The 24,622-nt window shown below is 64.1% G+C and carries 20 protein-coding genes; 8 read left to right on the plus strand and 12 right to left on the minus strand.

Translation table 11 applies throughout. The features are described 5' to 3' along the window. Positions 1 to 97 precede the first annotated feature (97 nt). Both wecB and GPL20_RS00510 read right to left on the minus strand, forming a co-directional pair. Positions 98 to 1,180, minus strand: coding sequence for a non-hydrolyzing UDP-N-acetylglucosamine 2-epimerase (gene wecB / locus GPL20_RS00505; RefSeq protein WP_157326859.1), 1,083 nt, complete (start codon positions 1,178 to 1,180; stop codon positions 98 to 100). 36 nt (positions 1,181 to 1,216) lie between these two features. Continuing rightward, on the minus strand, positions 1,217 to 2,503 hold the full coding sequence (locus GPL20_RS00510) for a class I SAM-dependent methyltransferase (RefSeq protein WP_157326860.1): 1,287 nt from the start codon (positions 2,501 to 2,503) through the stop codon (positions 1,217 to 1,219). A 283-nt stretch (positions 2,504 to 2,786) separates the two neighbouring features. Here GPL20_RS00510 and GPL20_RS00515 point away from each other — a divergent pair, with 283 nt between their 5' ends. Beyond that, on the plus strand, positions 2,787 to 3,716 hold the full coding sequence (locus GPL20_RS00515; protein WP_157326861.1) for a dTDP-4-dehydrorhamnose reductase family protein: 930 nt from the start codon (positions 2,787 to 2,789) through the stop codon (positions 3,714 to 3,716). Positions 3,717 to 4,151: 435 nt separating this feature from the next. Here the strand turns inward: GPL20_RS00515 and GPL20_RS00520 are convergent, their stop codons facing one another. The 4 genes from GPL20_RS00520 to GPL20_RS00535 all read right to left on the minus strand — a co-directional run bounded on the left by GPL20_RS00520 (position 4,152) and on the right by GPL20_RS00535 (position 7,725). Further along, complete coding sequence (locus tag GPL20_RS00520; protein WP_157326862.1) at positions 4,152 to 4,946, minus strand: enoyl-CoA hydratase/isomerase family protein; 795 nt, start codon at positions 4,944 to 4,946, stop codon at positions 4,152 to 4,154. Between the two features lie 47 nt (positions 4,947 to 4,993). Continuing rightward, a complete protein-coding gene (locus GPL20_RS00525) occupies positions 4,994 to 6,190 on the minus strand; it encodes a pyridoxal-phosphate-dependent aminotransferase family protein (RefSeq protein ID WP_167532828.1) in 1,197 nt (398 codons plus the stop codon). Positions 6,191 to 6,334: 144 nt separating this feature from the next. Further along, the gene (locus GPL20_RS00530; RefSeq protein WP_373568190.1) at positions 6,335 to 6,469 is read right to left on the minus strand and encodes a hypothetical protein; all 135 of its coding nucleotides are present in this window, start codon (positions 6,467 to 6,469) and stop codon (positions 6,335 to 6,337) included. A gap of 53 nt (positions 6,470 to 6,522) precedes the next feature. Beyond that, positions 6,523 to 7,725, minus strand: coding sequence for a pyridoxal-phosphate-dependent aminotransferase family protein (locus GPL20_RS00535; RefSeq protein WP_373568191.1), 1,203 nt, complete (start codon positions 7,723 to 7,725; stop codon positions 6,523 to 6,525). 133 nt (positions 7,726 to 7,858) lie between these two features. On the opposite strand from GPL20_RS00535, the gene GPL20_RS00540 reads away from it, so the two are divergent. The 3 genes from GPL20_RS00540 to GPL20_RS00550 all read left to right on the plus strand — a co-directional run bounded on the left by GPL20_RS00540 (position 7,859) and on the right by GPL20_RS00550 (position 12,099). Then, a complete protein-coding gene (locus GPL20_RS00540; RefSeq protein WP_157326865.1) occupies positions 7,859 to 8,596 on the plus strand; it encodes a GntR family transcriptional regulator in 738 nt (245 codons plus the stop codon). A gap of 106 nt (positions 8,597 to 8,702) precedes the next feature. Further along, positions 8,703 to 11,678, plus strand: coding sequence for an FAD-binding and (Fe-S)-binding domain-containing protein (locus GPL20_RS00545; protein ID WP_157326866.1), 2,976 nt, complete (start codon positions 8,703 to 8,705; stop codon positions 11,676 to 11,678). Further along, a complete protein-coding gene (locus GPL20_RS00550; protein ID WP_157326867.1) occupies positions 11,671 to 12,099 on the plus strand; it encodes a GlcG/HbpS family heme-binding protein in 429 nt (142 codons plus the stop codon). Before GPL20_RS00545 ends, GPL20_RS00550 begins: the two co-directional genes overlap by 8 nt. 1,047 nt (positions 12,100 to 13,146) lie before the next feature. Here GPL20_RS00550 and GPL20_RS00555 read toward each other — a convergent pair. Beyond that, on the minus strand, positions 13,147 to 13,929 hold the full coding sequence (locus GPL20_RS00555; protein WP_157326868.1) for an enoyl-CoA hydratase/isomerase family protein: 783 nt from the start codon (positions 13,927 to 13,929) through the stop codon (positions 13,147 to 13,149). Positions 13,930 to 14,061: 132 nt separating this feature from the next. Then, positions 14,062 to 16,152, minus strand: coding sequence for a molybdopterin oxidoreductase family protein (locus GPL20_RS00560; protein WP_157326869.1), 2,091 nt, complete (start codon positions 16,150 to 16,152; stop codon positions 14,062 to 14,064). A gap of 237 nt (positions 16,153 to 16,389) precedes the next feature. Between GPL20_RS00560 and GPL20_RS00565 the strand changes: the two genes are divergently transcribed. Genes GPL20_RS00565 through GPL20_RS00580 form a run of 4 tightly spaced genes read left to right on the plus strand, consistent with a single transcriptional unit; the run spans position 16,390 to position 20,668 of the window. Next, the gene (locus GPL20_RS00565; RefSeq protein ID WP_157326870.1) at positions 16,390 to 17,361 is read left to right on the plus strand and encodes a Bug family tripartite tricarboxylate transporter substrate binding protein; all 972 of its coding nucleotides are present in this window, start codon (positions 16,390 to 16,392) and stop codon (positions 17,359 to 17,361) included. A gap of 15 nt (positions 17,362 to 17,376) precedes the next feature. Next, complete coding sequence (locus tag GPL20_RS00570) at positions 17,377 to 17,847, plus strand: (2Fe-2S)-binding protein (protein ID WP_157326871.1); 471 nt, start codon at positions 17,377 to 17,379, stop codon at positions 17,845 to 17,847. Then, on the plus strand, positions 17,844 to 19,973 hold the full coding sequence (locus GPL20_RS00575) for a xanthine dehydrogenase family protein molybdopterin-binding subunit (RefSeq protein ID WP_157326872.1): 2,130 nt from the start codon (positions 17,844 to 17,846) through the stop codon (positions 19,971 to 19,973). Before GPL20_RS00570 ends, GPL20_RS00575 begins: the two co-directional genes overlap by 4 nt. Then, complete coding sequence (locus tag GPL20_RS00580) at positions 19,970 to 20,668, plus strand: molybdate ABC transporter substrate-binding protein (RefSeq protein ID WP_254124969.1); 699 nt, start codon at positions 19,970 to 19,972, stop codon at positions 20,666 to 20,668. Before GPL20_RS00575 ends, GPL20_RS00580 begins: the two co-directional genes overlap by 4 nt. A gap of 12 nt (positions 20,669 to 20,680) precedes the next feature. Here the strand turns inward: GPL20_RS00580 and GPL20_RS00585 are convergent, their stop codons facing one another. From GPL20_RS00585 to GPL20_RS00600, 4 genes are all read right to left on the minus strand, one after another. Next, on the minus strand, positions 20,681 to 21,487 hold the full coding sequence (locus GPL20_RS00585; RefSeq protein ID WP_254124971.1) for an SDR family NAD(P)-dependent oxidoreductase: 807 nt from the start codon (positions 21,485 to 21,487) through the stop codon (positions 20,681 to 20,683). Between the two features lie 21 nt (positions 21,488 to 21,508). Next, positions 21,509 to 22,801, minus strand: a complete 1,293-nt coding sequence (locus tag GPL20_RS00590; protein ID WP_157326873.1) for a TRAP transporter large permease — start codon at positions 22,799 to 22,801, stop codon at positions 21,509 to 21,511. Further along, positions 22,792 to 23,340 (minus strand): TRAP transporter small permease, encoded by a 549-nt coding sequence (locus GPL20_RS00595; protein WP_157326874.1) that lies wholly within the window; start codon positions 23,338 to 23,340, stop codon positions 22,792 to 22,794. The genes GPL20_RS00590 and GPL20_RS00595 overlap by 10 nt, the downstream gene beginning before the upstream one ends. 65 nt (positions 23,341 to 23,405) lie before the next feature. Then, positions 23,406 to 24,377 (minus strand): TRAP transporter substrate-binding protein, encoded by a 972-nt coding sequence (locus tag GPL20_RS00600; RefSeq protein ID WP_157326875.1) that lies wholly within the window; start codon positions 24,375 to 24,377, stop codon positions 23,406 to 23,408. Positions 24,378 to 24,622: the final 245 nt, after the last annotated feature.

A 24,622-nucleotide genomic window follows, 5' to 3' on the forward strand; every position in this document is an offset into this window, starting at 1 on the left:
GACCGTCATCCGGTCTCCAGCATCCAGGGCCGAGAAAAAAGCCGGCCTGGATTCCTCCAGGGCCGGCAAACCCGTTCGGCGCGCGTCGTCAGTCTGCTCAGAACCAGTTGGTGATCTGGCTGCGGATGCAGTTGACGACAACCGAGGACGCCGCGAAGTTTTCGTTGAAGTCGTAGCGCACCTGCCAATCCTGGCCGGTCACCGTTTCCACGGCGTCCACGAGGTTGGACACGTCCATGCCGCCGACCACGACGGCGCCGGCCTCGACAGTCTCCGGCCGCTCCGTGGTCATGCGCAGGCTGACGCATGGCACCTTGTAGAACAGCGCCTCTTCCGGAGCGGTGCCGGAATCCGAAAGCACGCAGAAGCTCTCGGCAAGCAGCTTGTTGAAGTCGTAGAATCCGAGCGGCGCCATGACACGAACGCCGTCTGCGATCTTGATATCCTTGAGCTTGCTCTTGGTGCGCGGGTGCATGGGATAGATCACTTCGCGCTTGAAGCGGCGCGCCATCTCTCCGAAAGCCTCGAACAGGCGGGCGAGATAGACCGGATTGTCGACGTTCTCGCTGCGATGCGCGGTAACCAGAATGTAGCCCTTCGGCGACAGGTTCATGCGCTTGAGGACGTCGCAGGCCTGGATTTGCGGCAGGAAGTGACGCATCACCTCGAAGGTCGGATTGCCGGACACGAAGATCTTCGAGGGATGGATGTTCTCGCGGAGGAGATTTTCCCTGTGATAGGCATTGAACGGCAACAGGATGCTGCTCATGTGGTCGATCAGGATGCGGTTGCGCTGCTCCGGCATCCGTTTGTCCCACGCTCGCAGCCCGGCTTCCATGTGGAAGATCTTAATGCCGCGCTGTGCCGCGGGCATCACCGACAATCCGCTGAAGGTATCGCCGAGGATCAGTAGCGCGTCCGGCTTGTACTGTTCGAACAGCTGGTCGGACTTGATGATCACGTCAGCGACTTCGCGCGAGTAGCTCGAGGTGTCGATATTGAGCTGGTGATCCGGCTCCCGCAGCTCGAGATCGCGGAAGAAGAAATCCTTGAGCTCCGGCGTGAAATTCTGGCCGGTATGAACCATGATGTGCTCGAAGTTCAAGGCATCGAGCTTCTTGAACGTCGACCACATCTTGATCATTTCCGGCCGCGTGCCGAAAATCGACATAACTTTCATTCTAGTCTCCGACTTTTACCGGGTAGTTCAGTTTTTCTAGAGCAGATCGTCCGACGTCGGATAGAATGTTATCCGCACATCGGGAAGCGGTACCATCAACCGGCCGCCTTGCGCGACGTAGTCTGCGCTCTTCGCCGCAATTTCATTGAAGAAGCTCCAGGCAAAGATCAGCAGGTAATCCGGAGGATTCGTACGCAGCACGTCGTTGCTGCGGATCATCAGATGCGAACCGGGGGTCGAATAGCCGCGCTTTGCCGGCGCATCATCGATCATGTATTCGACGTGCTCGCGCCCGATACCGCAATACTGGATGATGGTGTTGGCGCGGCCCGATGCGCCGTATCCGGCGATCGTGCGGCCCTTTGCGCGCAGCCGTGTCAAGAGCTCCATCAGCCGTTGGCGACGGTCGGCGCAGTTTGCAGCAAAGGTCGTGTAGGTCTCCGCACGGTCATAGCCAAGCGCTCGCTCCTCGTTCCGCAGATTATGCACGCGGACCGAGATGTCCTTCGCGTGGAAACTGTTCTTCTTGCAGACATAGTAACGCATCGAGCCGCCGTGAATCGGTATCGGCTTGATATCGAAGACGGTCATGCCGTGGCGGGCGAAATGATTTTCGAGCGCGAGCAGGGAGTAATAGTACAGGTGCTCGTGATAGATCATGTCGTACTGGAGATCCTGGATGATCTTGCCGAGATAGTGCACCTCGAAGACAAAAACGCCGTCGTCCTTCAGGGTCTTCTCTACCGCCCGCGTCACGCCGTTGATGTCCGGGATATGCGCGAACACGTTGTTGGCGAGAACCAGATCGGCCTTGCCGAAGCGCCCGATCAACTCCTCGGCGAGCGATTCGTTGAAGAAGCCATGAACCGTGTTTATTCTCGGATCGTCGATCGTCTTCAGAATATTGAGCGCAGGATCGATGCCGATGAGATTGGCGATCCCCTGATCCGCCAGCGGCTTCAGGAGGATGCCGTCATTGCAACCGAATTCGAGCACAGTAGCATGGCGCGGCGTGACAAAGCGCGCCACCACTTCCGTCGCGTAGTCGTTAAAGTGCTCCCGCAGCGTCCGGATCGCCGACGAGAAGTAGAAGTAGTCGGCGAACAGAAGGCTCGGATCGACCTTGTCGGGAACCTGAACAGCGTAGCAGCTCGGGCAGAAGCACACCCGCAGGCGGAATTTCAACTCTCTGGCGAACGCTTCTTCCTTCAAGAACCCGCCAGCCAGCGCAACCTCGCCGAAATCAATGACTTCTACCAGACCCTCTGCCTCGCAAAATGCACATCGGCCGTTCTGGGGGTCAATCGGATGCAATCTTTCCATAACGACTGTCGAGGTCCTACTTGATGGGGGCGAGCCCCGAGATTAGGTCCAAATACGCGGCAGCTGGCGAGCTTTATAGCCAACAAGTCCAGAAGCACCAGCCGTGCGCCTGATGACTCGAACTTGTCAAGCGGGACAACCACCGGGCGGACCGGAAATGACACATCGACCTGCCTCAGGTCCGGGCCCGCCCTCGCGAAATCCGGATCTTCTTGACAGACCGGTGAGATAGATGCCATCCGCTGAGATGCTCGGCCACGTCAATCGCGAGTGGAAATGAAGAATGTCGTCCGAATTGCCGCCTGATCCACACACGGATCGTCGCGCCCCGCACGTGCTCGTGCTTGGGGCGACCGGCATGCTTGGGCACAAGCTTGTCCAGCGGCTGGCTGCGCAGGGCTTTCGGGTTTCCGGAACGATCCGTTCGTCTTCGATACCCGACACGCCAGCGGCCCGGTTAGCCCTTGCTGGCGCACACCAGATTCTACCGAACGTAGATGTTCTGCAGGACTCGGCCCTCGAAGCCGCGATCGAGGCGGTAGGTCCTGATGTCGTGATCAATGCGGTCGGCGTCATCAAGCAGCTCGATCTGGCGAAGGATGCCATTACGTCGATCGCGGCCAACGCGATGCTTCCGCACAGGGCCGCCGCACTTTGCAGGAAGCGCGGCGCCCGTCTGATCCAGTTCAGCACCGACTGCGTGTTCGCCGGCCGAAATGGTCCATTTTCGGAAAATTCGCCGACCGATGCCGAGGATATCTACGGACGCAGCAAGCTGCTGGGCGAAGTTTCGGGGCCCGGCTGCCTCACCATTCGGTCATCCATCGTCGGCAGGGAACTGCGCGGACGCTCCAGCCTGATCGAATGGTTCCTGTCGCAACGCGGCGGGCATGCGAAGGGATTTGCCGGCGCTCTCTATACTGGCCTCACGACCAGCGCCATGTCGGATCTCGTCGCAAACCTGATGACGGACCATCCGGACGTCGATGGCGTCTGGCACGTTGCCTCGGAGCCGATCAGCAAATACGAGCTTTTGCAGATCGTGAACGCTCAATATGGGCTCGGCGTGACCCTCGAGCGCGACGAGAAGTTCCTCTGCGATCGCAGGCTCGATGGCAGCAACTTTGCGAAACGAACCGGATTCCGCGCGCCAGACTGGCACGCGATGATCAAGGAAATGCACGACGATCCAACGCCCTATGATGCGCATTGAATCTCGGCGCTGGTCAGGGACTACATAACCAAACGTAAGCACAGCGCAGCGACATATCGCCCGCTCGATCCGGACGCTTCGCAGCCAGATATGCGATCTATCGCCGGTCGGCAGCGATCATCATCGACCTGTTGGTTATGAGGCGATGCCCGCACGAAATGATCCCGGGCTTCGGTCGCCCGAGATTTGCGGACATCAGGTCGAGTGCCGGCCTCTTGACGCGCGGAACGGCCATCTGCCGTTCGAACTGTTTCTGGCGCCGGCGATCTGGGCGGCAGGTTGGGCGAAACCTGGTACGTAAATTGGCTCGGCGGCTGGATGCGTGACGGAATCCATACGCTTCGCGAGGCGCCTGCCGCAGCCAGCCTTCGATACGGAGCTGGCGATTGACGTCGGCCGCGCCGCATTTGGCGCGACGCGAAAGGCAAGGAACCGCTACCTGCCCTTCCAGTTCGGTGTCCGCTTGTTGAGAAAGGCGTCCATGCCTTCGCGAAAGTCTTCGCTCATATAGGCCTTGAGGATCAGGTCCTCGCCCTCTTCGCGCGACAGCGTGCGGCGGATGCGGCGCACCGCCTCCTTGGTCGCTTCCAGCGTGAGCGGCGCATGGCTGGCGACGAGCCTTGCGGTCTCGTCGGCGCGGCGTTGCAACGTCTCGACGTCGGGCACGATCTCGGTGAGCAGGCCGAGCGCCAGCGCTTCCTGGGCCTCGACCAGACGCGCCCTGAAGATCAGGTCCTTGGTGCGCGCAGGTCCGACCAGCGAGACGACGCGGCTGATGTTGGACATCGAGAGGCAGTTGCCGAGCGTACGCGCGATCGGAAAGCCGATCCGCGTCGTCTCGGTGCCGATGCGGAGGTCGCAGCAGGCTGCGATGCCGGCGCCGCCCCCGGTGCAGGCCCCTGCGATCGCTGCGATCACGGGCACGCGGCACTGCTCGAGCGTGCCGAGCACGCGGTCAATGCGGGCCTCGTAGTCGAGCGCGTCCTGCGCGGTTTTGAACGCACGGAACTGAGAAATGTCGGTGCCGGAGGCGAACGCCTTGTCGCCGGCGCCGGTCAGGATCAGCGCCTTGATCGAACGGTCGGCGGTGATCTCCTGGCAGATCTCCGCCATGCGGTCATACATGGCGAAGGTCATTGCGTTGCGCGCCTGGGGGCGGTTGAAGGTGATCCGCGCGATGCCGTCCTGGACGGAGTAGAGCAGGTCTTCGTTCGTCGTCGGTGCGTTCATCGCGCGCTCACTTTCTTCACTACAGTTCGGTCAGGCCGCCTGGGCCCTCAAGCGACCTGCGCCTTCATCGGCACCACGTCGCGTCCCTTCAGGACATCCATGGCCGCCAGCACGCCGCCGCTCCGGTGCGGGATCTTTGCAAGATCCAGGCCCATCTCGACGCCGGCGAGCGTGCCCATCAGCATCAGATCGTTGAAATGGCCGATATGGCCGATGCGGAATACCTTGCCCTTGACCTTGTTGAGGCCGGTTCCGAGCGACATGTCGAAGCTTTCCAGCACCACCTTGCGGAAGGCATCGGCGTCGTGGCCTTCCGGAACGCGCACGCCGGTCAGCGCCGGCGAATGCGCGGCGGGATCGGCGCACTGCGTCTCCAGGCCCCAGACCTTGACCGCGGCACGCGTCGCGGCGCTGTGGCGCTTGTGGCGGCTCCAGACGTTCTCCAGCCCCTCCTCTTCCAACATCTTGACCGCTTCGCGCAGGCCGTAGAGCAGGTTCGTCGCGGGGGTGTAGGGGAAGGTGCCGAGCTTGTTGAAGCTGATGACTTCCTGCCAGTCCCAATAGGAGCGCATGCCGGGGTTGGCCTTGGCAACAGCGAGCGCCTTCTCCGAGACGGCGTTGAAGCCGAGGCCCGGCGGCAACATCAGGCCCTTCTGCGAGCCTGCGACCGAGACGTCGATGCCCCAGGCGTCGTGCTCGTATTCCATCGAGCCGAGGCCGGAGATGGTGTCGACCATCAGCAGCGCCGGATGTTTTGTGCGGTCGAGCAGCTTGCGCACTTCCGCGGGCGGCGTGACGCAACCGGTCGAAGTCTCGTTGTGCACGACGCAGACAGCCTTGATCGCGTGCTGCTTGTCGGCGGCGAGACGCTGCTCGATCTCGGCGAGATCGGCGCCATGGCGCCAGTCGCTCGGGATGAAGTCGACGTCGAGCTTGAATTTGTCGGCGATGCCGCGCCACAGCACGGCGAACTGGCCGGTCTCGCACATCAGGACCTTGTCGCCGGGCGCGAACACATTGACCATCGCCGCTTCCCAGGCGCCGGTGCCGGACGAGGGGAAGATGATCACGGGCTGCTTGGTGCGGAACACCCGCTGCATCGCGGCGAGAACGGCGAAACCGAGCTCGGCGAACTCCGGACCGCGATGGTCCAGCGTCGGCATGTCCATCGCCCGCAGCACCCGGTCGGGCACGTTGGTCGGTCCTGGAATCTGTAAGAAATGCCTTCCAGTATGCACGGTCATCGGCGTCCTTCCCGGTCTAGCCTTGGTTTTGGTGGCCGCCGAATAGCACCATTTGACCGGCTTGTCCCCTCTCCTAAAGACCCCTCCCATGCATAACCGGATCCTCGCGCCGGGCGTGATCCCTCACTCCGCGGCGACCACCCTTCACGAGGGAATGCGCCCCTCGGCCTCCGCGAACGGACGCTCCCGATGCATCAGGAAGGCCACGAGGCCACGGAGCAGCAACAGCCCCATCGACATCAGGAACGGCAGATACCAGTTGCCGGTCGTGTCGATCACGAAGCCGGCAACGAGTAGCGAAACGATCGCGACGAAGGCCGAGCTCGCGCGGCTTAAGTGTCGACCACCTTCAGATGTGGCGACGTATTGCCCTGCGGGCGCTGCTCCAGGAGCTTCATCGCGACATCGACGCCGCCGGATCGGTGCGGCACGCCCGCGACCGACAGGCCCATCTCGACGCCGGTGAGCGCGCCTAGCAGCGTCAGCGCGTTGCATTCGCCGAGATGGCCGATGCGAAAGACCTTCCCGGCGACCTTCGACAGGCCCGAGCCGAGCGACATGTTGTAATTGTCGAGCACCACTTTGCGGAACTGATCGGCATCATGGCCCGGCGGCATCAGCACCGCGGTGAGCACCGGCGAGAACTCCGCCGGCTCCTGGCAGAGGATCTCGAGCCCCCAATGATTGACGGCGGCACGGGTTGCGGCGGCCAGCCGCTGGTGGCGCGCGAACACGTTGTCGAGCCCCTCTTCGAGCAGCATCGCAATCGCCTCGCGCAGGCCGTAGAGCAGATTGGTCGCCGGCGTGTAGGGGAAGAAGCCCTTGGCATTGGGCTTGAGCATCTCCTCCCAGTCGAAATAGGAGCGCGGCATCTTGTTGGTCTTCGAAGCAGTGCGGGCCTTGTCCGAGATCGCGTTGAAGCCGAGGCCGGGCGGCAGCATGAATCCCTTCTGCGAGCAGCTCACGCTGACGTCGACCTTCCACTCGTCGTGGCGGTAATCGACCGAGCCGAGCGAGGAGATGGTGTCGACCATCAAGAGCGCCGGGTGCGAGGTGCGGTCGATGGCGGCGCGAATCTCGGCGATGCGGCTGGTCGCCCCGGTCGAGGTCTCGTTATGCACGACCATCACGGCCTTGATCGCACACGCGGTGTCATCGGTGAGCCTGGCCTCGATCACGGCGGGATCGGCGCCGCGGCGCCAGTCGCCTGGGACGAAGTCGACCTCGATCCCGAAGCGCCCCGCCATCTGCCGCCATAGGGTGGCGAAATGGCCGGTCTCGACCATCAGCACCTTGTCGCCCGGCGACAGCGTGTTGACGATCGCGGCCTCCCAGGCGCCGGTCCCCGACGAGGGGAAGATCACGACCGGGCCTGATGTCTGGAAGATCTTCTGGCTGCCCTCGAGCACGGCGCGGCCGAGCTCGCCGAACTCCGCGCTGCGGTGGTCGATGACAGGCATGTCCATGGCGCGCAGGACGCGCTCGGGGACCGGGCTCGGGCCCGGAATCTGAAGGAAATGGCGTCCTTGATGCATAAAAACCTCCGTTCGCGCGGGTACTGGCCGGCTCTGTTCACTATTTTGCATTCATTTTTTGTCATTTCAATCTGAATTTGGTATTCGATTGTGGACATCGACGCGATCAAACGGGCAAACTACTGTGCTTCAAATGAAATCCACGATTCCCGACACCGGCGTTCCGATCGCCCCGCCAGCCGCAAATGGCGGCGACCGCCAGGAGGCCTCGCTTCATGGCGAGATCCTGCTGCGGCTGCGCGACTACGTGGTCGAGGGCAACATTCCCGAGGGTGCACGTGTTCCCGAGCGGCAGCTCTGCGAGATGTTCGGCATCTCCCGCACGCCGTTGCGCGAAGCCTTAAAGGTGCTCGCTGCCGAGGGCTTGATTGAGCTGCTGCCCAACCGCGGCGCGCGCGTGCGCCAGCTCGGCCAGCGCGATCTCGAAGAGTTGTTCGACGTGATGGCGGGACTGGAGAGTCTTGCCGGGCGCCTTGCCTGCGAAACCATCACCGACGCGGAAATCACCGCAATCGAGCAGCTCCATTACGAGATGTACGGCCATTACCTGCATCGCGACATGCATGGCTATTTCCAGGCCAACCAGCGCATCCACGAGAGCATCGTCGCGGCGGCCCGCAACGAGACGCTGAAGACGGCCTACGCCAACTTCGCGGGCAGGATCCGCCGCGTCCGCTATTCCGCCAATTTCGCCCGCAAGCGGCAACGCTGGGCGGAAGCAATGCGCGAGCATGAAGCCATCCTCGATGCGCTGCGCCGCCGGGCAGCGAGCGAGCTCAGCGACATCCTGTTCCAGCACCTGCGCAACAAGCGGGCGGCTGCGATCGAGCACCTCGCCGAGCCCGAAGAGAACGCACCGGCCTCGCCCTGAGGGCGACCGGCTTGCTCATTTTGAATTCATAATATAATCGAACGCGAACCATAATGAATAACTCAGCAAGGCCGAGCCCCCTCGCTGGATCAGGCTGGAATCAGGGATGACAAACGCCTCCTCGCTCGAACGGCGCCTGCGCGCGGAAATGACCGGCGACGTCCTGTTCGACGGCTTCAGCCGCGGCCGCTACGCCACCGACGCTTCGTTCTACCAGATCATGCCGGCGGGCGTGGTGGTGCCCAAGACGATGGACGAGGCCTTGCGGGCGCTGGCGATTGCCCGCGACGAGGGGCTGAAGGTCACCCCGCGCGGCGGCGGCACCTCGCAATGCGGCCAGACCGTCAATGACGGGCTCGTGATCGATCTCTCCAAGCACCTGAACCGGATCCTGTCGCTCGACGTTGCGAACCGGACCTGCGTGGTCGAGCCCGGCATCGTGCTCGACGACCTCAACCGCCAGCTCAAAAAGCACGGCCTGTGGTTTCCGGTCGACGTCTCCACGGCCTCGCGCGCCACCATCGGCGGCATGGCCGGCAACAATTCCTGCGGCGGCCGCAGCTTGCGGTACGGCACCATGCGCGACAACACGCTGTCGATGGAGGCCTCACTGGCCAACGGCACGCTGAGCCGCTTCGGCGAGGTCTCGCGCGATCTCTCGGATATTGAGGCCAGCAACAGCACACGCGCGCTGTTCCGCGACATGCTCGATCTCGGCGCGCGCGAGGCCGATGAGATCGCCGCGCGCTTTCCAAAGGTGCAGCGCCGCGTCGGCGGCTACAATCTCGATGCGCTGGTGCCGCGCAACGCACCCAACAACATGGCGCATCTGCTGGTCGGCTCCGAAGGCACGCTCGCCTTCACCACCAGGGTCGAGCTGAAGCTGTGGCCGGTCATCCGCAACAAGGCGCTCGGCGTCTGCCATTTCGGCAGCTTCTACGAGGCGATGGATGCGGCCCAGCACCTGGTCAAGCTGAAGCCGATCGCGGTCGAGTTGGTCGACCGCACCATGATCGCGCTCGGCCGCGACATCGCGATGTTCCGCCCCATCATCTCCGCCGCCATCAAGGGCGATCCGGATGCCGTGCTGGTCGTCGAATTCGCGGAAGAGGACCAGGCGGTTAACCTCGCACGTCTGAAGCAGCTCTCCGAGCTGATGGGCGATCTCGGCTTCGGCTGGAACAACGAGAAACGCAAATGGGGCGGCGTGGTGGAGATCACCGAGCCGGCGCTCCAGAGCGGCATCGCCGATTTCCGGGCCGCGGGTCTCAACGTCATGATGTCGATGAAGCAGGAGGGCAAGCCGGTCTCCTTCGTCGAGGACTGCGCCGTGCCGCTGCCGCACCTGGCCGACTACACCGCGCGGCTGAACGAGGTGTTTGCCAGGCACGGCACCAACGGCACGATGTATGCCCACGCCTCCGAGGGCTGCCTGCATGTGAGGCCCGTGCTGAATCTGAAGCTGGAGAAGGACGTCAAGGCGATGCGCGCCATCGCCGAGGAGGCCTTCGCGCTGGTGCGCGAGTACAAGGGCTCGCATTCTGGCGAGCACGGCGACGGCTTGGTGCGCTCCGAATTCCACGAGACCATGTTCGGCGAGCGCCTCGTCGCCGACTTCAAGGAGGTCAAGCAGCGCTTCGATCCTGACGGCGTCCTCAATCTCGGCAAGATCGTCGATGCGCCCAGGATGGACGACCGCTCGCTGTTCCGCTTCAAGCCCGATTATCGCGTCGCCGAGCTCAAGACAAAACTCGACTGGTCTGCCTATCCCGGCGCCGGCGGTGGCTTCCAGGGCGCGGTCGAGATGTGCAACAACAACGGCGCCTGCCGCAAGCTCGAGGGCGGCGTGATGTGCCCGTCCTACCGCGCCACGCGCAACGAGAAGGACGTCACGCGCGGGCGCGCGAACACTTTGCGCCTCGCGATCTCCGGTCAGCTCGGCCCCGATGCGTTGTCCTCCGACGAGATGATGGAGACACTAAAACTCTGCGTCTCCTGCAAGGCCTGCCGCCACGAATGTCCGACCGGCGTCGATATGGCCAAGATGAAGATCGAGGTGCTCGCCGCGCGCGCCGCCTCCCACGGCCTGACGCTGCGCGATCGCCTGGTCGGCTATCTCCCCCGCTATGCCGGCCTCGCCTCGCGCTTCGCGCCGCTCGCCAATTTGCGCAACCGCAGCCCGCTGCTGCGAAAGTTGTTCGAGCGGTTTGCCGGCATCAGTGCGCGCCGCGCCCTGCCCGCGTTCCGCAACGACGTGTTTGCACCGCCCGCGGAAGCGGTCGGGCCGCAGACCGGCCGCGAAGTCGTTCTCTTCGCCGACACCTTCAACCGCATCTACGAGCGCGAAAATCTCGACGCCGCTTTGCGTGTTCTCACGGCCGGCGGCTATCGTGTCCATCTGCCGAAGTCTGCGCGCGGCAGCCGCCCGCTCTGCTGCGGCCGCACCTTCCTCTCCGCCGGCCTCGTCGATGAGGCCAGATCCGAGCTCGATCGTCTCGTAGCCGCCTTCGCGCCCTTTGCCGCGCGCGGCGTGCCGATCGTCGGTCTGGAGCCGAGCTGTCTGCTGACACTGCGCGACGAGCTGGCGTCGCTGCGCAAGGACAACGACGCCAAGGCCGTCGGCGCCCACGCACTGACTTTCGAGGAGTTCCTGGTTCGCGAGGCCGAGGCCGGCCGGCTGCAACTGCCGCTCGGCACCGTCACTGAGAAGGCCGTGGTGCACGGCCATTGCCATCAAAAGTCCTTCGGCGCCTTCAAGCCGGTCGAGCAGGTGCTGCGCCTCGTCCCCGGCCTGAAGGTCGAGATCATCGAGTCGAGCTGCTGCGGCATGGCGGGCGCCTTCGGCTATGGCGCCGACACCTACGATGCCTCGATCGAGATGGCCGAGCTATCGCTGCTGCCGGCCGTGCGGAGCGCGGACCAGAATACGCTCATCGTTGCCGACGGCACCTCCTGCCGGCACCAGATCCATGACGGCGCCCAGCGCGAGGCGCTTCACGTCGCACGCGTGCTGGCGATGAGCCTCGATCGTACCGGAACAGATTCCACCTCTCTCGCTGAAAAGGAAACCAGCCATGGCTGAACTCACGCTCGACACCGCCCGCAAGATCCTCGACGCCGCCTTCGCGAAGGCCGGCGAGCTCAAGCTGAAGCCGCTGGTCGTCACCGTCCTGGACGCGCGCGGCGTGCTCAAGCTCGCCGCGGCGCAGGACGGCACCAGCCTGATGCGCGCCGAGATCGCCCATGGCAAGGCCTATGGCGCGCTCGCGATGGGCATGGGTTCGCGCGCCCTGTTCCAGCGCGCGCAAGAACAGGCCTATTTCATCGACGCGGTGAACACGATTGCCAAGGGGGCGCTGGTGCCGGTGCCCGGCGGCGTGCTGATCATGGACGGTACGATCCTGCTGGGCGCCGTCGGCGTCTCCGGCGACACCTCCGACAATGACGAAGCCTGCGCGGTCGCCGGCATCCAGGCGGCGGGGCTGAAGGCCAACGCAGGCTAAAGGTCATTCCGGGGCACGCCCCGGACCGACAGTCCAGTAGCCCGGATGAGCGTAGCGACATCCGGGAGCGCCACGGATGTTGTCCCGTGTGTCGCTGCGCTCACCCGGGCTACCAGATCGTGCGCTGCCCGACGGGCAAAACACGCCAGTGCTCGGTCAACTGCCGCACGCCAAAATATTCGCCTTTACAGAATTTCTGATTTGTCGCATCTTTCCGCCATCCTGATCCGGCGAAAGGGGCGGTCGTACGTCGTCACGAACCGCGGATCGGGCTGCGGTGGACGCGAGCGGCGTCGATGCGGAATGTGGTGCGCAGGGCGAGATGAACCTCGTGAGCGCATCGCGGACCGACACGACGAACGGCGCTGAATGCGTACGGCGAAAACGCGTGGTCCTGGCCGTCGTTGCTACGGTCAAGCCTTTGCGGAGGCGGGGTCGCTTCAACCGGGGCGGCGTCCGTGAATTTCGCGGAGGTGACGGAGGCAAAAAGGAACTCGTCTCCGGGGAGAGCGCGCATAAGCCGTTAGACCACTGCGCAGGGAAGGCCGGATGTTTCGGCTGCCCTGTATCGCTCCTGTGCGTTGCGTGTGCATCATTCTTGCACGGGAGTCTTGCGGGTGCCAGCCGGCACCCGGCCTTCCCTGCGCCCTCTTTGAGAGAGGGTGTGACGCGAAGAGCAAACCTCGGGCGAAATCACGCCGCGAGAGGGCGAAGCCGTGTCTGCTGTTTGAGATGTGAGTTGGAGAGCGGTGGCCACGCACCTTGCTCTGTCATTGCGAGCGCAGCGAAGCAATCCAGACTGCCGCCCGCGGAAAGACTCTGGATTGCGTCGCTACGCTCGCAATGACGAGGAGGCTGCGGCGAGCGCTAATCCATCCCCGTCACCCTGAGGCGCGTGCTCAGCGGCGCAACCGCGCCACTGAGCAAGCCTCGAAGGGCAACGGCCCGGCTGCATCTCGGCCGTTCATCCTTCGAGGCTCCCGATGGGGCGCGACGCGCCCCATCTCTCGCACCTCAGGATGACGGGTCAAGAGAGCGAGCAGCCCCTCACCGTCCCGTCCAGACCGGCTTGCGCTTCTCGCTGAACGCCTTCAGGCCCTCCTTCGCGTCCTCGGTCATCGCGAGCAGCGCGATCTGGCTTTCGGTGTAGGCGATGCTCTCGTCGAACGACATCGAGGCGATCGCGCGCATGGCATATTTGCCGCGGCGGATCGCGGTCGGGGATTTGTCGACGATGCGGCCAATCAGCCAATCGACCTTGGCATCGAGCTCGGCTGTGGGCACGACGTAGTTAAGCAGCCCCGCAGCTTGCGCGGCCTTGGCATCGAACGGCTCGCCCGTGAGCGCCCATTCGTTGACGAACCGCGGCGGCGCGATGGTCCGCAACAGGCTCAGGACCTGCATCGGAAATACGCCGACCTTGACCTCCGGCAGGCCGAAGACGACGTGATCGGCCGCGACCGCCATGTCGGTCATGCAGAGCAGGCCCATGCCACCAGCCATGCAGACGCCGCCGACCCGCGCGATCGCGGGCTTGGTGGCGTTCTGTGACAAACGCAAGAGATCGGCATAGTCGACATTTGGTTTGGAATGATCCATCGCGAAAGCCGCGCCGGAATTCTGCAGGTCGGCGCCCGCGCAGAACGCCTTGTCGCCCGCGCCCGTCAGCACGATGACGCGGACATCCTTGTCGTCATGCGCGTCGCGATAGCCTTTGGTGATGCCAGCAATGACGTCGCCATTCAGCGCGTTGCGCTTCTCCGGCCGGTTGATGGTGATCCGGAACGCCTGCCCACGCTTCTCGGTGATGACGGCTGTGGTGTCGGTCATGGCACGCTCGCTTCCTTGCTCCCGTTTTGCAGCCATTTGCGGCAGCTTGGGCGGCAGGTGCAAGGGCTATCTGCGGCGAGGCGCCGCTTTAGCGCCTCGACACAAATTGGCGAGGCGATCGATGCGGAGCGCTCAGGCCGAGACTGCTTTCCTGATCCAGACCTTGTTGTCGTGGAACGCAGCTCCGCCGATCGGCGCAATCGTGTCGGCGCCCGTCAGCATGTTGATGCCGCGGCCGCCGATATGGCCCTTGTTCGGATGAACGGATTCGGCGATCAGCACGCCGCGCCGGACGCCCTCGAACAGCGCGGCAATCAGCGTGGTCTCGCCGCGGCTGTTGCCGAGCGTCACCGCATCGCCCTCGGCGATGTCGAGCGCGGCCGCATCCAGGGGATGGATCATCACGCTCGCCTTGCCCTCGCGCGCCTGCGAGGACGGCGTCTCATTGAACGTCGTGTTGAGAAAGCTGCGCGAGGGGCTGGTCGCGAGCCGGAACGGATGGGCCTGATCGGCCTGCTCGATCACCGCCCAATGGTCCGGCAACGCCGGCATCTTGTCGAAATCGCCCATCGTCTGGCCGAACGGCGGATGGGCCCAGTCGGCCTTGAAATGGAATTTCCTGTCGGCATGCGCAAAGCCGTCGAGATAATGCGAGGTGCGGAAGTCCGGTTGCAGGTCGCGCCAGATGTCGGCTTCGAGACCCGCGATATCGCCGTGATCGCTGAGCTTCAGCGTCGCGTCGATCAATTCGCGCGGCGTCATCGCGAAGCCCGGATGCTTCGCGCCCAGCCGCGGCGCCAGCGCCTGCAATACCTCGTGGTTGGAGCGGCATTCGCCGGGCGGGTCGATCAGCTTCGGCCCGACCGAGATGTGCTGATGGCCGCCGCCGTAATAGAGATCGTCATGCTCCATGAACATGGTCGCCGGCAGCACGATGTCGGCCATCTCAGCCGTCTCGGTCATGAACTGCTCGTGCACCGCGACGAACAGATCCTCGCGTGCAAAGCCCTGTCGCACCAGCGCCTGCTCCGGCGCCACCGTCATCGGGTTGGTGTTCTGGATCAGCATCGCCTTGATCGGTCCCTTGCCGAGCAGCGCCTCGGCATCGCCGGTGAGGATGCGGCCGATCTGCGACTGGTCGAGCGCGCGCGTCGTCTTGTCGATCGCGTCATGGCCTTCGATGATGGATTCGTTGAAGTGCCACAGCGCGTAATTGTTGAAGAAGGCGCCGCCGCCTTCGTACTGCCAGGCCCCCGTCACCGCGGGAATGCACAGCGCCGCATGCATCTGCGTGGCGCCGTTGCGCGAGCGGGTGAAGCCGTAGCCGAGACGGAAGAAGGTCCGCTTGGTCTCGCCAACGGCCTTGGCAAAGGCCTCGATCTCCGCCACCGGCACGCCGCAGATCGCAGACGCCCATTCCGGCGTCCGCGTTCGCAGATGCGCCTCGAGTTCGGCCGGACAATCCGTGTATTTGTCCATATAGGCGCGGTCGGCATAGCCGTCGCGGAACAGCACGTGCATGACGCCGCAGGCAAAGGCACCGTCGGTGCCGGGCCGCAGGATGATCTTGATGTCAGCCTGCTTCATGGTGTCGTTGTCGTAGATGTCGACGGCGGCGATCCTCGCGCCACGCTCCTTGCGCGCGCGCGAGGCGTGCGTCATGACGTTGACTTGGGTGTTGACCGGATTGGTGCCCCAGATCACCACGAGGTCGGAGAGCGCCATCTCACGCGGATCGACGCCGGCGATCTTGCCGGTGCCGATCGCAAACCCGATGCGTCCGACATTGGCGCAGATGGTCTGATAGAAGCGCGAATATTTCTTCACATGCGTGAGGCGGTTGAGGCCGTCGCGCATCACGAGGCCCATCGTACCGGCGTAGTAATAGGGCCAGATCGACTCCGCACCGAACTCGCGCTCGGCTTGGTTGAAGCGATCGGCGATCTCGTCCAGCGCCTCGTCCCAGGAGATCCGCGCAAACTGGCCCGAGCCCTTCGGCCCAATGCGGCGCATCGGAAATGTCACCCGTTCGGGGTGATGGATGCGCTCGGCATAGCGGGCGACCTTGGCGCAGACGACGCCGGCCGTGTAGGTCTGCTTTTTCGAACCGCGGACGCGACCGATGCTGCGGCCTTCGACCACCTCGATATCGAGCGCGCAAGCCGAGGGACAGTCGTGCGGACAGGTCGAATGGCGGATTTCGATCTTGGCGTGCTGGTTCATGGCCAAATTCGTAACACCAAAATACCAGCCCGCCGAGCGCATTTATCCGGCATTGCCCATGCAATTTGCTCAAGTCCCGCGCGCTGCAATGTCCTGCCGCAACTGCGAAATGCCGCCCGATCACACCGGAAACCGCCTGATATTCCGGCCCAGTTTGGCTTTGTAAGTCGTCGACAGTTCGCGCGCCCTCCCGCTACAGTGCCGGCCAACAAGAACGACATCAGGGAGGTGGGCAAGATGGTCCGAAGATTCGTGCTGGCGCTCGCAGTCGGCCTGCTCGCCTCATTCTCCGCAGCCCCCTCCTCTGCACAGGATTATCCCACCCACGCAGTCCGGATCATCGTGCCCTTCGGCGCCGGCGGGCCGGCCGATGTTGCTGCCCGGCTGATCGGCAATGTCCTCCAGGAGAGCTTTGGCCAGCCCTTCGTCATCGAGAACCGCACCGGCGCGGGCGGTGTCATCGGCACGGTCGAGGCGGCGAAGGCGCCCGCCGACGGCTACACGCTGTTGATGATGTCCAACACCCAGACCGCGAATGAATCGCTGCTGACGCCGGACAAACGCAAATACGAGCTGATGCGCGACCTCGCGCCGATCGCGCCGGTGAACTCTTCCGATCTCGTCATGGTGGTGAACCCGCAGGTTCCGGCAAAGACGCTGCAAGAGTTCATCGCGCTCGCTAAGGCGCAGCCGGGCAAGTTGAACTATGCCTCCTCGGGCCAGGGCACGCCCTATCACATGGCCGGCGAACTGTTCAAAGCCCTGGCCGGCGTCGAAATCGTCCACGTTCCCTATCGCAACAGCGGCGAGGCGCGCAGCGGCGTGATCGGTGGGCAGGTGCAGATGATGATCGACGCCGTGCCGGCGATGGCGCCGAACATCGGTGAAAACCAGGTCCGCGCCCTCGCGACCACGGGCAAGCAGCGCTCGACCGTGCTGCCGAACGTGCCGACAGCGATCGAGGCAGGCGTAGCGGGCTATGAGGCGACGATCTGGCTCGGCCTGATGGCACCCACCGGCACGCCGAAGCCGATCATCGACAAGCTCAATGCCGCGGTTAACGCGATGGTGAAGCGCCCCGACGTCGTCAAGCTCTGGACTGATCAGGGTGCCGTGCCCATGTCCATGACGCCGGAACAGTTCGAGAAATTCCTTCGCGGCGACATCGAGAAATGGGCCGACGTCGTCAAGAAGTTCGACAAGTCGTGAGGCCGAATAGCGATCATGCCCAACGTTCAATTCCAGCTCAACGGCGCGGCAACTGCCGTGGACGCCGATCCGGATCAGATGTTGCTCGACGTGCTGCGCGGTCGGCTTGGTGTCACCGGGGTCCATTTCGGCTGCGGCGCCGGTGAGTGCGGTGCCTGTTATGTCATGGTCGGCGACCGCGCAGTGGCGTCCTGCGACATGCCGATGTGGTCGGTCGCCGGCAAAGACGTCGTCACGCTCGAAGGCCTCGGCACGGCAGAGCAGCCGCACCCGCTGCAACGCGCCTTCATCACCGAGCAGGCGATGCAATGCGGCTATTGCGTCTCGGGAATCCTGATCAGCGCCGCGGCGCTGCTGAAGCGCAATCCATCGCCGACGGAGGCTGAGGTCAGAGCGGCGCTCGATCGCAATCTGTGCCGCTGCGGATCGCACAACCGCATCGTCCGCGCGGTGTTGCGGGCCGCGTCGGAGATAGCAGCGTCATGACTGCGGCATCCCCTGCCCCGAAACTGCCGGTCAGCCTGGCCGCCAATCCAAGACTGTCATCCTGGGTGAACTTCCCGGGCAAAGGCCGTGTGGCAATCTCGCCCGGCAAGGTCGAAATCGGCCAAGGTATCGTCACCGCCCTGGCCCAGGTCGCCGCGGATGAACTCGACGTCGAGATCACCAGGATCGAGATGATCCGCGCCTCGACCGCGACCAGCCCGAACGAAGGCGTCACCTCCGGCAGCCTTTCGATCCAGCAATCCGGCCGCGCCCTGCGCCACGCCTGCGCCGAGGTGCGCCAGCGGTTCCTCGCCGCAGCATCGGAGCGTCTCGGCGTCGATGCGTCACTGCTCAGCGTCGAGGACGGCACGATCTCGGGTCCCGGCAATGTCAGGACCAGCTATTGGGAGCTCGCTGGCGACGTCTCACTCGACCACGACGCCACCGCGGGCGCCACAGCGAAGAGCGCGGCCGAGCGGGCCGTTGCTGGACATTCCATCCAGCGCGTGGACATTCCCGACAAGGTGTTCGCGCGACCGCGTTTCATCCACGACCGTGCACTGCCGGGCCAGCTGCACGGTCGCGTATTGCGGCCGGACGTCTCGGGCGCAAAGCTGATTGCGCTCGACGAAACGGACGCACGCGCCGTCTCCGGCCTTGTCGCGATCGTCCGCGAGGGTAGTTTTGCCGGCGTGGTCGCCGATAGCGAGGCAGCGGCGGAAGCCGCACTGAAAATCTTGCGCAAGACCGCGACATGGTCCGCCGGCGAAGCGCTTCCCGATGAAGATGATCTCGCAGGCTTCCTAAGGAGCCAGCCGGTCGAGACCACCGTCATCGACACCCGAACGGCGACGACACAGAAAGCCGCGCGTACCCTTCGCAGGCAATATACCCGCCCCTACATCGCACACGGCTCGATCGCACCATCCTGCGCCATGGCGCAATGGGACGGTGATCGCGTGCACGTCTGGACGCACAGCCAGGGCGTCTATCTGCTGCGCGCCGATCTCGCGATCGTGCTCAAGCTGCCGGCCGAAGACATCGTCGTCGAGCACATGGAGGGTGCGGGCTGCTACGGACACAACGCAGCCGATGACGTCGCGCTCGATGCGGTGCTGTTGGCAAAGGCTGCTGGCGATCGGCCGGTGCGGGTGCAATGGTCGCGCCACGACGAGATGTCCCACGCGCCGTTTGGTGCGGCGATGGCCATCGAGATCGAAGCCGATCTCGATGCGGACGACGAGATCACCGGCTGGCGCCACGCGATCTGGAGCAACGGCCATGCGGCACGGCCGGGACGCGCGACGCAGCCGGCTTTGCTTGCCGCAACCGAGATCGCAAATCCCTATCCCCGGATGATCTCGACGAATCCGGCGCCCGCCAATGGCGGCGGGGGTGACCGCAACTCCGTGCCGCTCTATGATTTTCCAGCCTGGACGATCACCAGCCACCGGCTCCTGACCATGCCGGTGCGAACCTCGGCGCTGCGGACGCTCGGCGCGCAAGGCAACGTGTTCGCCATCGAATCCTTGCTCGACGAGATCGCCGCCCTGCGCAGCGAAGACCCGATCGAGTTCCGCCTTCGGCATCTGCGCGATGAGCGGGCGAAGGATGTCATCCGCGCCGCGGCACGCCGCGCGCGGTGGAAGCCGCAGAAGCGAGCCGGTATCGGTCACGGTGTCGGCTTTGCGCGCTACAAAAACATGGGAGCCTACTGCGCAGCGATTGCCGAGATCGAGGGCGACGACGACATCCGGGTGAAGCGGTTGACGCTTGCGGTCGACGTCGGCGAGGCCATCAATCCAGACGGTGTCATCAACCAAATCGAGGGCGGCGCGATTCAGGCGACAAGCTGGGTGCTGAAGGAACGTGTTCGATTCGACCGGACGCGCATCACCTCCACCTCCTGGACCGACTATCCAATCCTCGGATTCAGCGAGGTGCCGGTGGTGGATGTCGAGATCATTCAACGGCCGGAGATCGAGTCGGTCGGCGCCGGGGAGGCCGCCCACGGCCCGGTGACGGCCGCGATTGCGAATGCGGTCTACGATTGCCTCGGCGTGCGCGTGCGCGACCTGCCGATCACGCGCGACAAGATAATCGCAGCCATGGAGCTTGCATCGTGACGGCCCTGAACATCTTGAGCGGCGGCGCGGCGCAAGGCTTGGTGCGCGGCCTCACCGAGGCCTTCAAGGCACAGACCAGCGTTGGCATCGACGGCGAGTTCGGCGCAGTTGGCATCATGGCGGACAAGCTCCGAGCGGGAACGCGTGCCGATCTCGTGATCCTGACTGAGGTCCTCGTTGCCGAGCTCGCCCAGGAAAAGCTCGTCGTCCCCTCCTCGATCGCAGATGTCGGCCGGGTCGAGACCGCGCTGGCGGTCCGCAGCAATGATCCTAGGGTGACGGTGAAGACCGAAGCCGATCTGCGCGAGGTCCTGCGTGCGGCGGATGCAATCTTCGTCCCGGATACCAAGGCCTCAACGGCGGGACAACACGTCGCCAACGTGCTGGACCAGCTCGGCATCGCCTACGAGGTCGCGTCACGCTTGAAGATCTTTCCGAACGGCGCAACCGCGATGCGGGAGCTCGCAGCGTCCACCGCGCAAAGGCCGATCGGCTGCACGCAGGCGACCGAGATCATCGCGACCGAGCGCATTGCTCTGTCGGGATCGCTGCCGCCGGGCTGCGAGCTCGTGACGATGTACACGGCCGCCGTGACCGCACATGCCGCGCATCCGAAGGAAGCGGCCGCGCTGATCGCGCTGCTGACCGGCGCAGATCGGACGAAGCTGCGCCAGCGCGTGGGCTTCGCCGGTTAGCGGATGGCCGCCTTATTTGTGCAATTGGGTGAGGCCGGTCGGCGGCCCGTCGACTGCGGTCCAGCCGCCATCGACGAACAACGTGCTGCCGCTGACATAGCTCGCGGCGTCCGAGGCGAGATAGGCCACGGCGGTGGCGACCTCGTCGGCACTGCTCCAACGGTTGAAGACGGTGTGGCCGGCGTAGAGATCGTAGATGTCGGGCCGCTGCTTGAACGGGCCGGTCAGCGCGGTCTCGGCGATGCTCGGTGCGATCGCATTGACGCGCACGCCGGCATGCCCGACCTCGGAGGCAAAGCCCTTCACCAGCAGGCCAATCGCCGCCTTGGTCGAGCCGTAGACGCCAAGGCCCGGCTCGATGGTCACCGCACGCACCGACGAGCAGGCGATGATGCTACCACCCTTCTGCTCGACCATGATGCGGCCGAAGGCCTGAAAGAACCAGACCGTGCCCTTGACGTTGAGGTTCAGCACGCGGTCGAGGTCCTCCTCGGTGTAGTCGAGGATGGTCTTGCGGATGTTGAGCCCGGGCGTCGTCACGGCGATGTCGAGCCGCGGAAATCTCTGCATCACGGTCTTGGCGAGCGCATTGACGTCCGCAGAGCTCGCGGCGTCGCACGCAGCAGCTTCCGCCCAGCCGCCCTTGTCGCGAATGCCGGCGGCGGTCGCCTCAGCGGCCTCGAGTGCGCGGTCGGCGCAGACGATTCTGGCGCCGAGCCCGGCCAGCGCCTCCGCCGACGACTTGCCGATGCCCGATGCCGCGCCGAGCACGACCGCGGTCTTGCCGGTGAGATCGAAGAGCTTGCGATAGTCAGTCACGGACGGTTTCTCCTGTTGCTGCTACCCCTTGTAGCCCATCAAGAGGCGGGGCAGCCACAGCGAGAATGCGGGCACGTAAGTCACGAACATCAGAGCAGCGATCAGGGCAGCGTAGAACGGCAGGATCGTGCGCATCACCGCCCCCACCGAGATGCCGCCGATGGCACAGCCGACGAACTGCGTCGTTCCGACCGGAGGGGTGTTCAGCCCCAGGGCGCAGTTGATCAGCATCAGCATGCCGAACTGGACAGGATCCATGCCCGCCTTCATCGCGATCGGCAGGAAGATCGGGGTGCAGATCAGGATGGTCGCCGCCATGTCCATGAACGTGCCGAGCACGAACAGGATGATGTTGATGAGCAGGAAGACGGCCCAGGGTTGCGTGGAGACCTTGCTCATCATCTCGCCGGCGAGGTCGGCCACCTCATAGAGTCCCATCAGATACTGGAACATGGTGGAGACGCCGATCAGCAGCAGCACCACGCCGGTCGTCTTCACGGCCTTCGCAGCGGCCCGGAGGAAGTTCTGCCAAGTCATGGTGCGATAGATGAAGAAGGTCAACAGGATCGTGTAAGTGACCGCGACGGCCGCGGATTCGGTCGCCGTGAAGACGCCGGACAGGATACCCGCCAGGATGATGCCGACGATCAGAAGACCAGGCAGCGCGGACGCGAACGAGCGGAACACCTCGGCCCAGCCCGGGAACTTGCCGGCCGGATAGCCTCGCTTCACCGCGACCGCGTAAGCGGCGACGAGCATGCACGTCATCAGCACGAGCGACGGCAGGAGGCCGGCTGCGATCAGCGCGCCGATCGATACCTTGCCGCCGGCGGCCAGGGCATAGATGATCATGTTGTGACTGGTCGGCATCAGCGCGCCCACCAGCGAAGCGTGGGTAGTGACGTTGACGGCGTAGTCGGTGTCGAAGCCCTCCTTTTTCATCATCGGGATCATCACCGCGCCCATCGCCGACACGTCGGCCACCGGCGAGCCGGAGACGCCGCCGAACAGCGTGCAGGCGACCACGTTCGACATGCCGAGCCCACCGCGGATGTGTCCGACAAGATTCTTGGCGAGCTGCACGATCTTGTCGGCGACGCCGCCATGCAGCATCAGCTCACCGCTGAAGACGAAGAACGGGATGGCGAGGAAGGAGAAGATATTCATCCCCGACATCATCTGCTGGAAGATGACGGCGACCGGCAGACCTTCGTAGAGGATGGTGCAGATCGCCGAGAGTCCGATCGCGAAGGCGACCGGGACGCCGAGGATCAGGAAGCCGAAGAAAGTGGCGCCGAGGATGATCAGTTCCATGAGGGGACGACCTCTTCGCCGCGCAGGAGAGCAATGATGTGCTCGATTGAAAAGGAGACGATCAGGGCGCCGGAGGCGATCAGCGGGACGTAGCGGACGACCTCGGGCAGGCCGAGATTGGGGATCTTCACGGTCCCGACCGACGCCCCGAGGATCCAGCCATTATAGGCCATCGCAATGCCGAACACGGCCACCAGGACATGGATCACGAGCTCGATCTTCTCTCGCAGGTGGTCCGGAAGCATCACCAGCAGACTGTCCATGCCGATGTGCCCTGCATCGCGTACGCCGACGGCGGCGCCGATCAGCGTGACATACAGGATCAGAACCAGCGCAAGATTCTCGGTCCAGGTCGGGCTGGAATTGAGCACGTAGCGTCCGAACACCTGGTAGAACACGACGACGACAATGATGAGCAGTCCGCTCACGGACAGATACATGCCCGCGCGCGCAACGACGGCATTGATCCGCGACAGCAAGCCGGTAGACGGGCGTCCGACTGCCTCCTGCTCGTGGCTCGCGACATGTGGGTCTGTCATTCCCGCGTCTCCTTGCGAGGAGTCCGGTGTCGCCAGTTGGTGACGCCGGACCCGACGCTGTGGTCTTACTTCGTGTCCTGGATACGCTTGACGAGGCCCTGAAGCTTCTCGTCACCGGCGAACTTCTGGTACACCGGCTTCATCGCATCGACGAATTCCGCCTTGTTGGCGATCGTCACGACCTGAACGCCGGCCGCCTCTACGGTCTTCCGGGAAGCCTGCTCACGCTCGTCCCAGAGCTTGCGCATATAGGGCACCGATTCCTTGGCCGCCTTGCGGATCATGGCCTGATCCTCCTTGCTCAGCGTATCCCAGACCTTCTTGGACATCACGAGGACTTCGGGTGCCAGCGAGTGCTCGGTAACGTTGTAGAACTTGGCTGCCTCGAAATGGCGCGATGACTCGTAGGAGGGCCAGTTGTTCTCGGCAGCGTCGACCAGCCCGGTCTTGAGAGCGGTGTAGACCTCTCCATACGGCATCGGCGTCGGATTGGCTCCGAGGCTCTGGATCATGCCGACCCACAGGTCGGATTGCTGGACGCGGATCTTCAGGCCCTTGAGGTCGGCGAGCGACTTGACCGGTGCCTTGACGGTGTAGATGGACCGGGCGCCACTGTCGTAATAGGCAAGGCCGACCAGTCCTGCAGGCTCCATGGCCGCCAGGATCTCATCGCCGATCGGCCCGTCGAGAACCGTGCGCATGTGCTGCGTGTCCCGGAAAACGAAAGGCAGGCACAACGCGATGGTTTCCGGCACGAAGTTGTTGAGCGGCGATGCGTTGATCCGCATCATGTCGAGCGCGCCGATCTTGAGCTGCTCGATGGTGTCCTTCTCGGAGCCCAGGGCTCCGTTGGGAAACACCTTCACGCCGAGCTTGCCACCGCTCGCCGTCGCAAGCTGCTTGCCGATGAACTTGACCGCCTCGACGGTCGGATAATCGGCGGGGTGGACGTCGGCGGAACGGAAATCGCGTGCGGTCGCCAAGGGCGCTGAGACCGCCAATGCAACGGCTGTGATGATACCGGTGAGTGTCTTCATCTGGGCTTTCCTCCTGAGTTGATTATGTCGTTGTCGGGCAAGTGCTGCGGCCGCCTTGGGTCGCTCCTCTTCGGGTGTGAAGTCAAGCGTTACAAGCGCACCACCTTGGTAGGATTGTGCGATGGTGTCGAGCGGATTTGACTGGTTGATGGTCTCGGCCCGGGCAGTGCATCCCCTCGAGCGGGATCTGCAGGGCACGTGCCGCCCCGCCGCAAGCGCCCCCGCCGTCAGCCAATGCCGGATAC

It is taken from the genome of Bradyrhizobium cajani, assembly GCF_009759665.1.
GTDB classification, from domain to species: domain Bacteria; phylum Pseudomonadota; class Alphaproteobacteria; order Rhizobiales; family Xanthobacteraceae; genus Bradyrhizobium; species Bradyrhizobium cajani.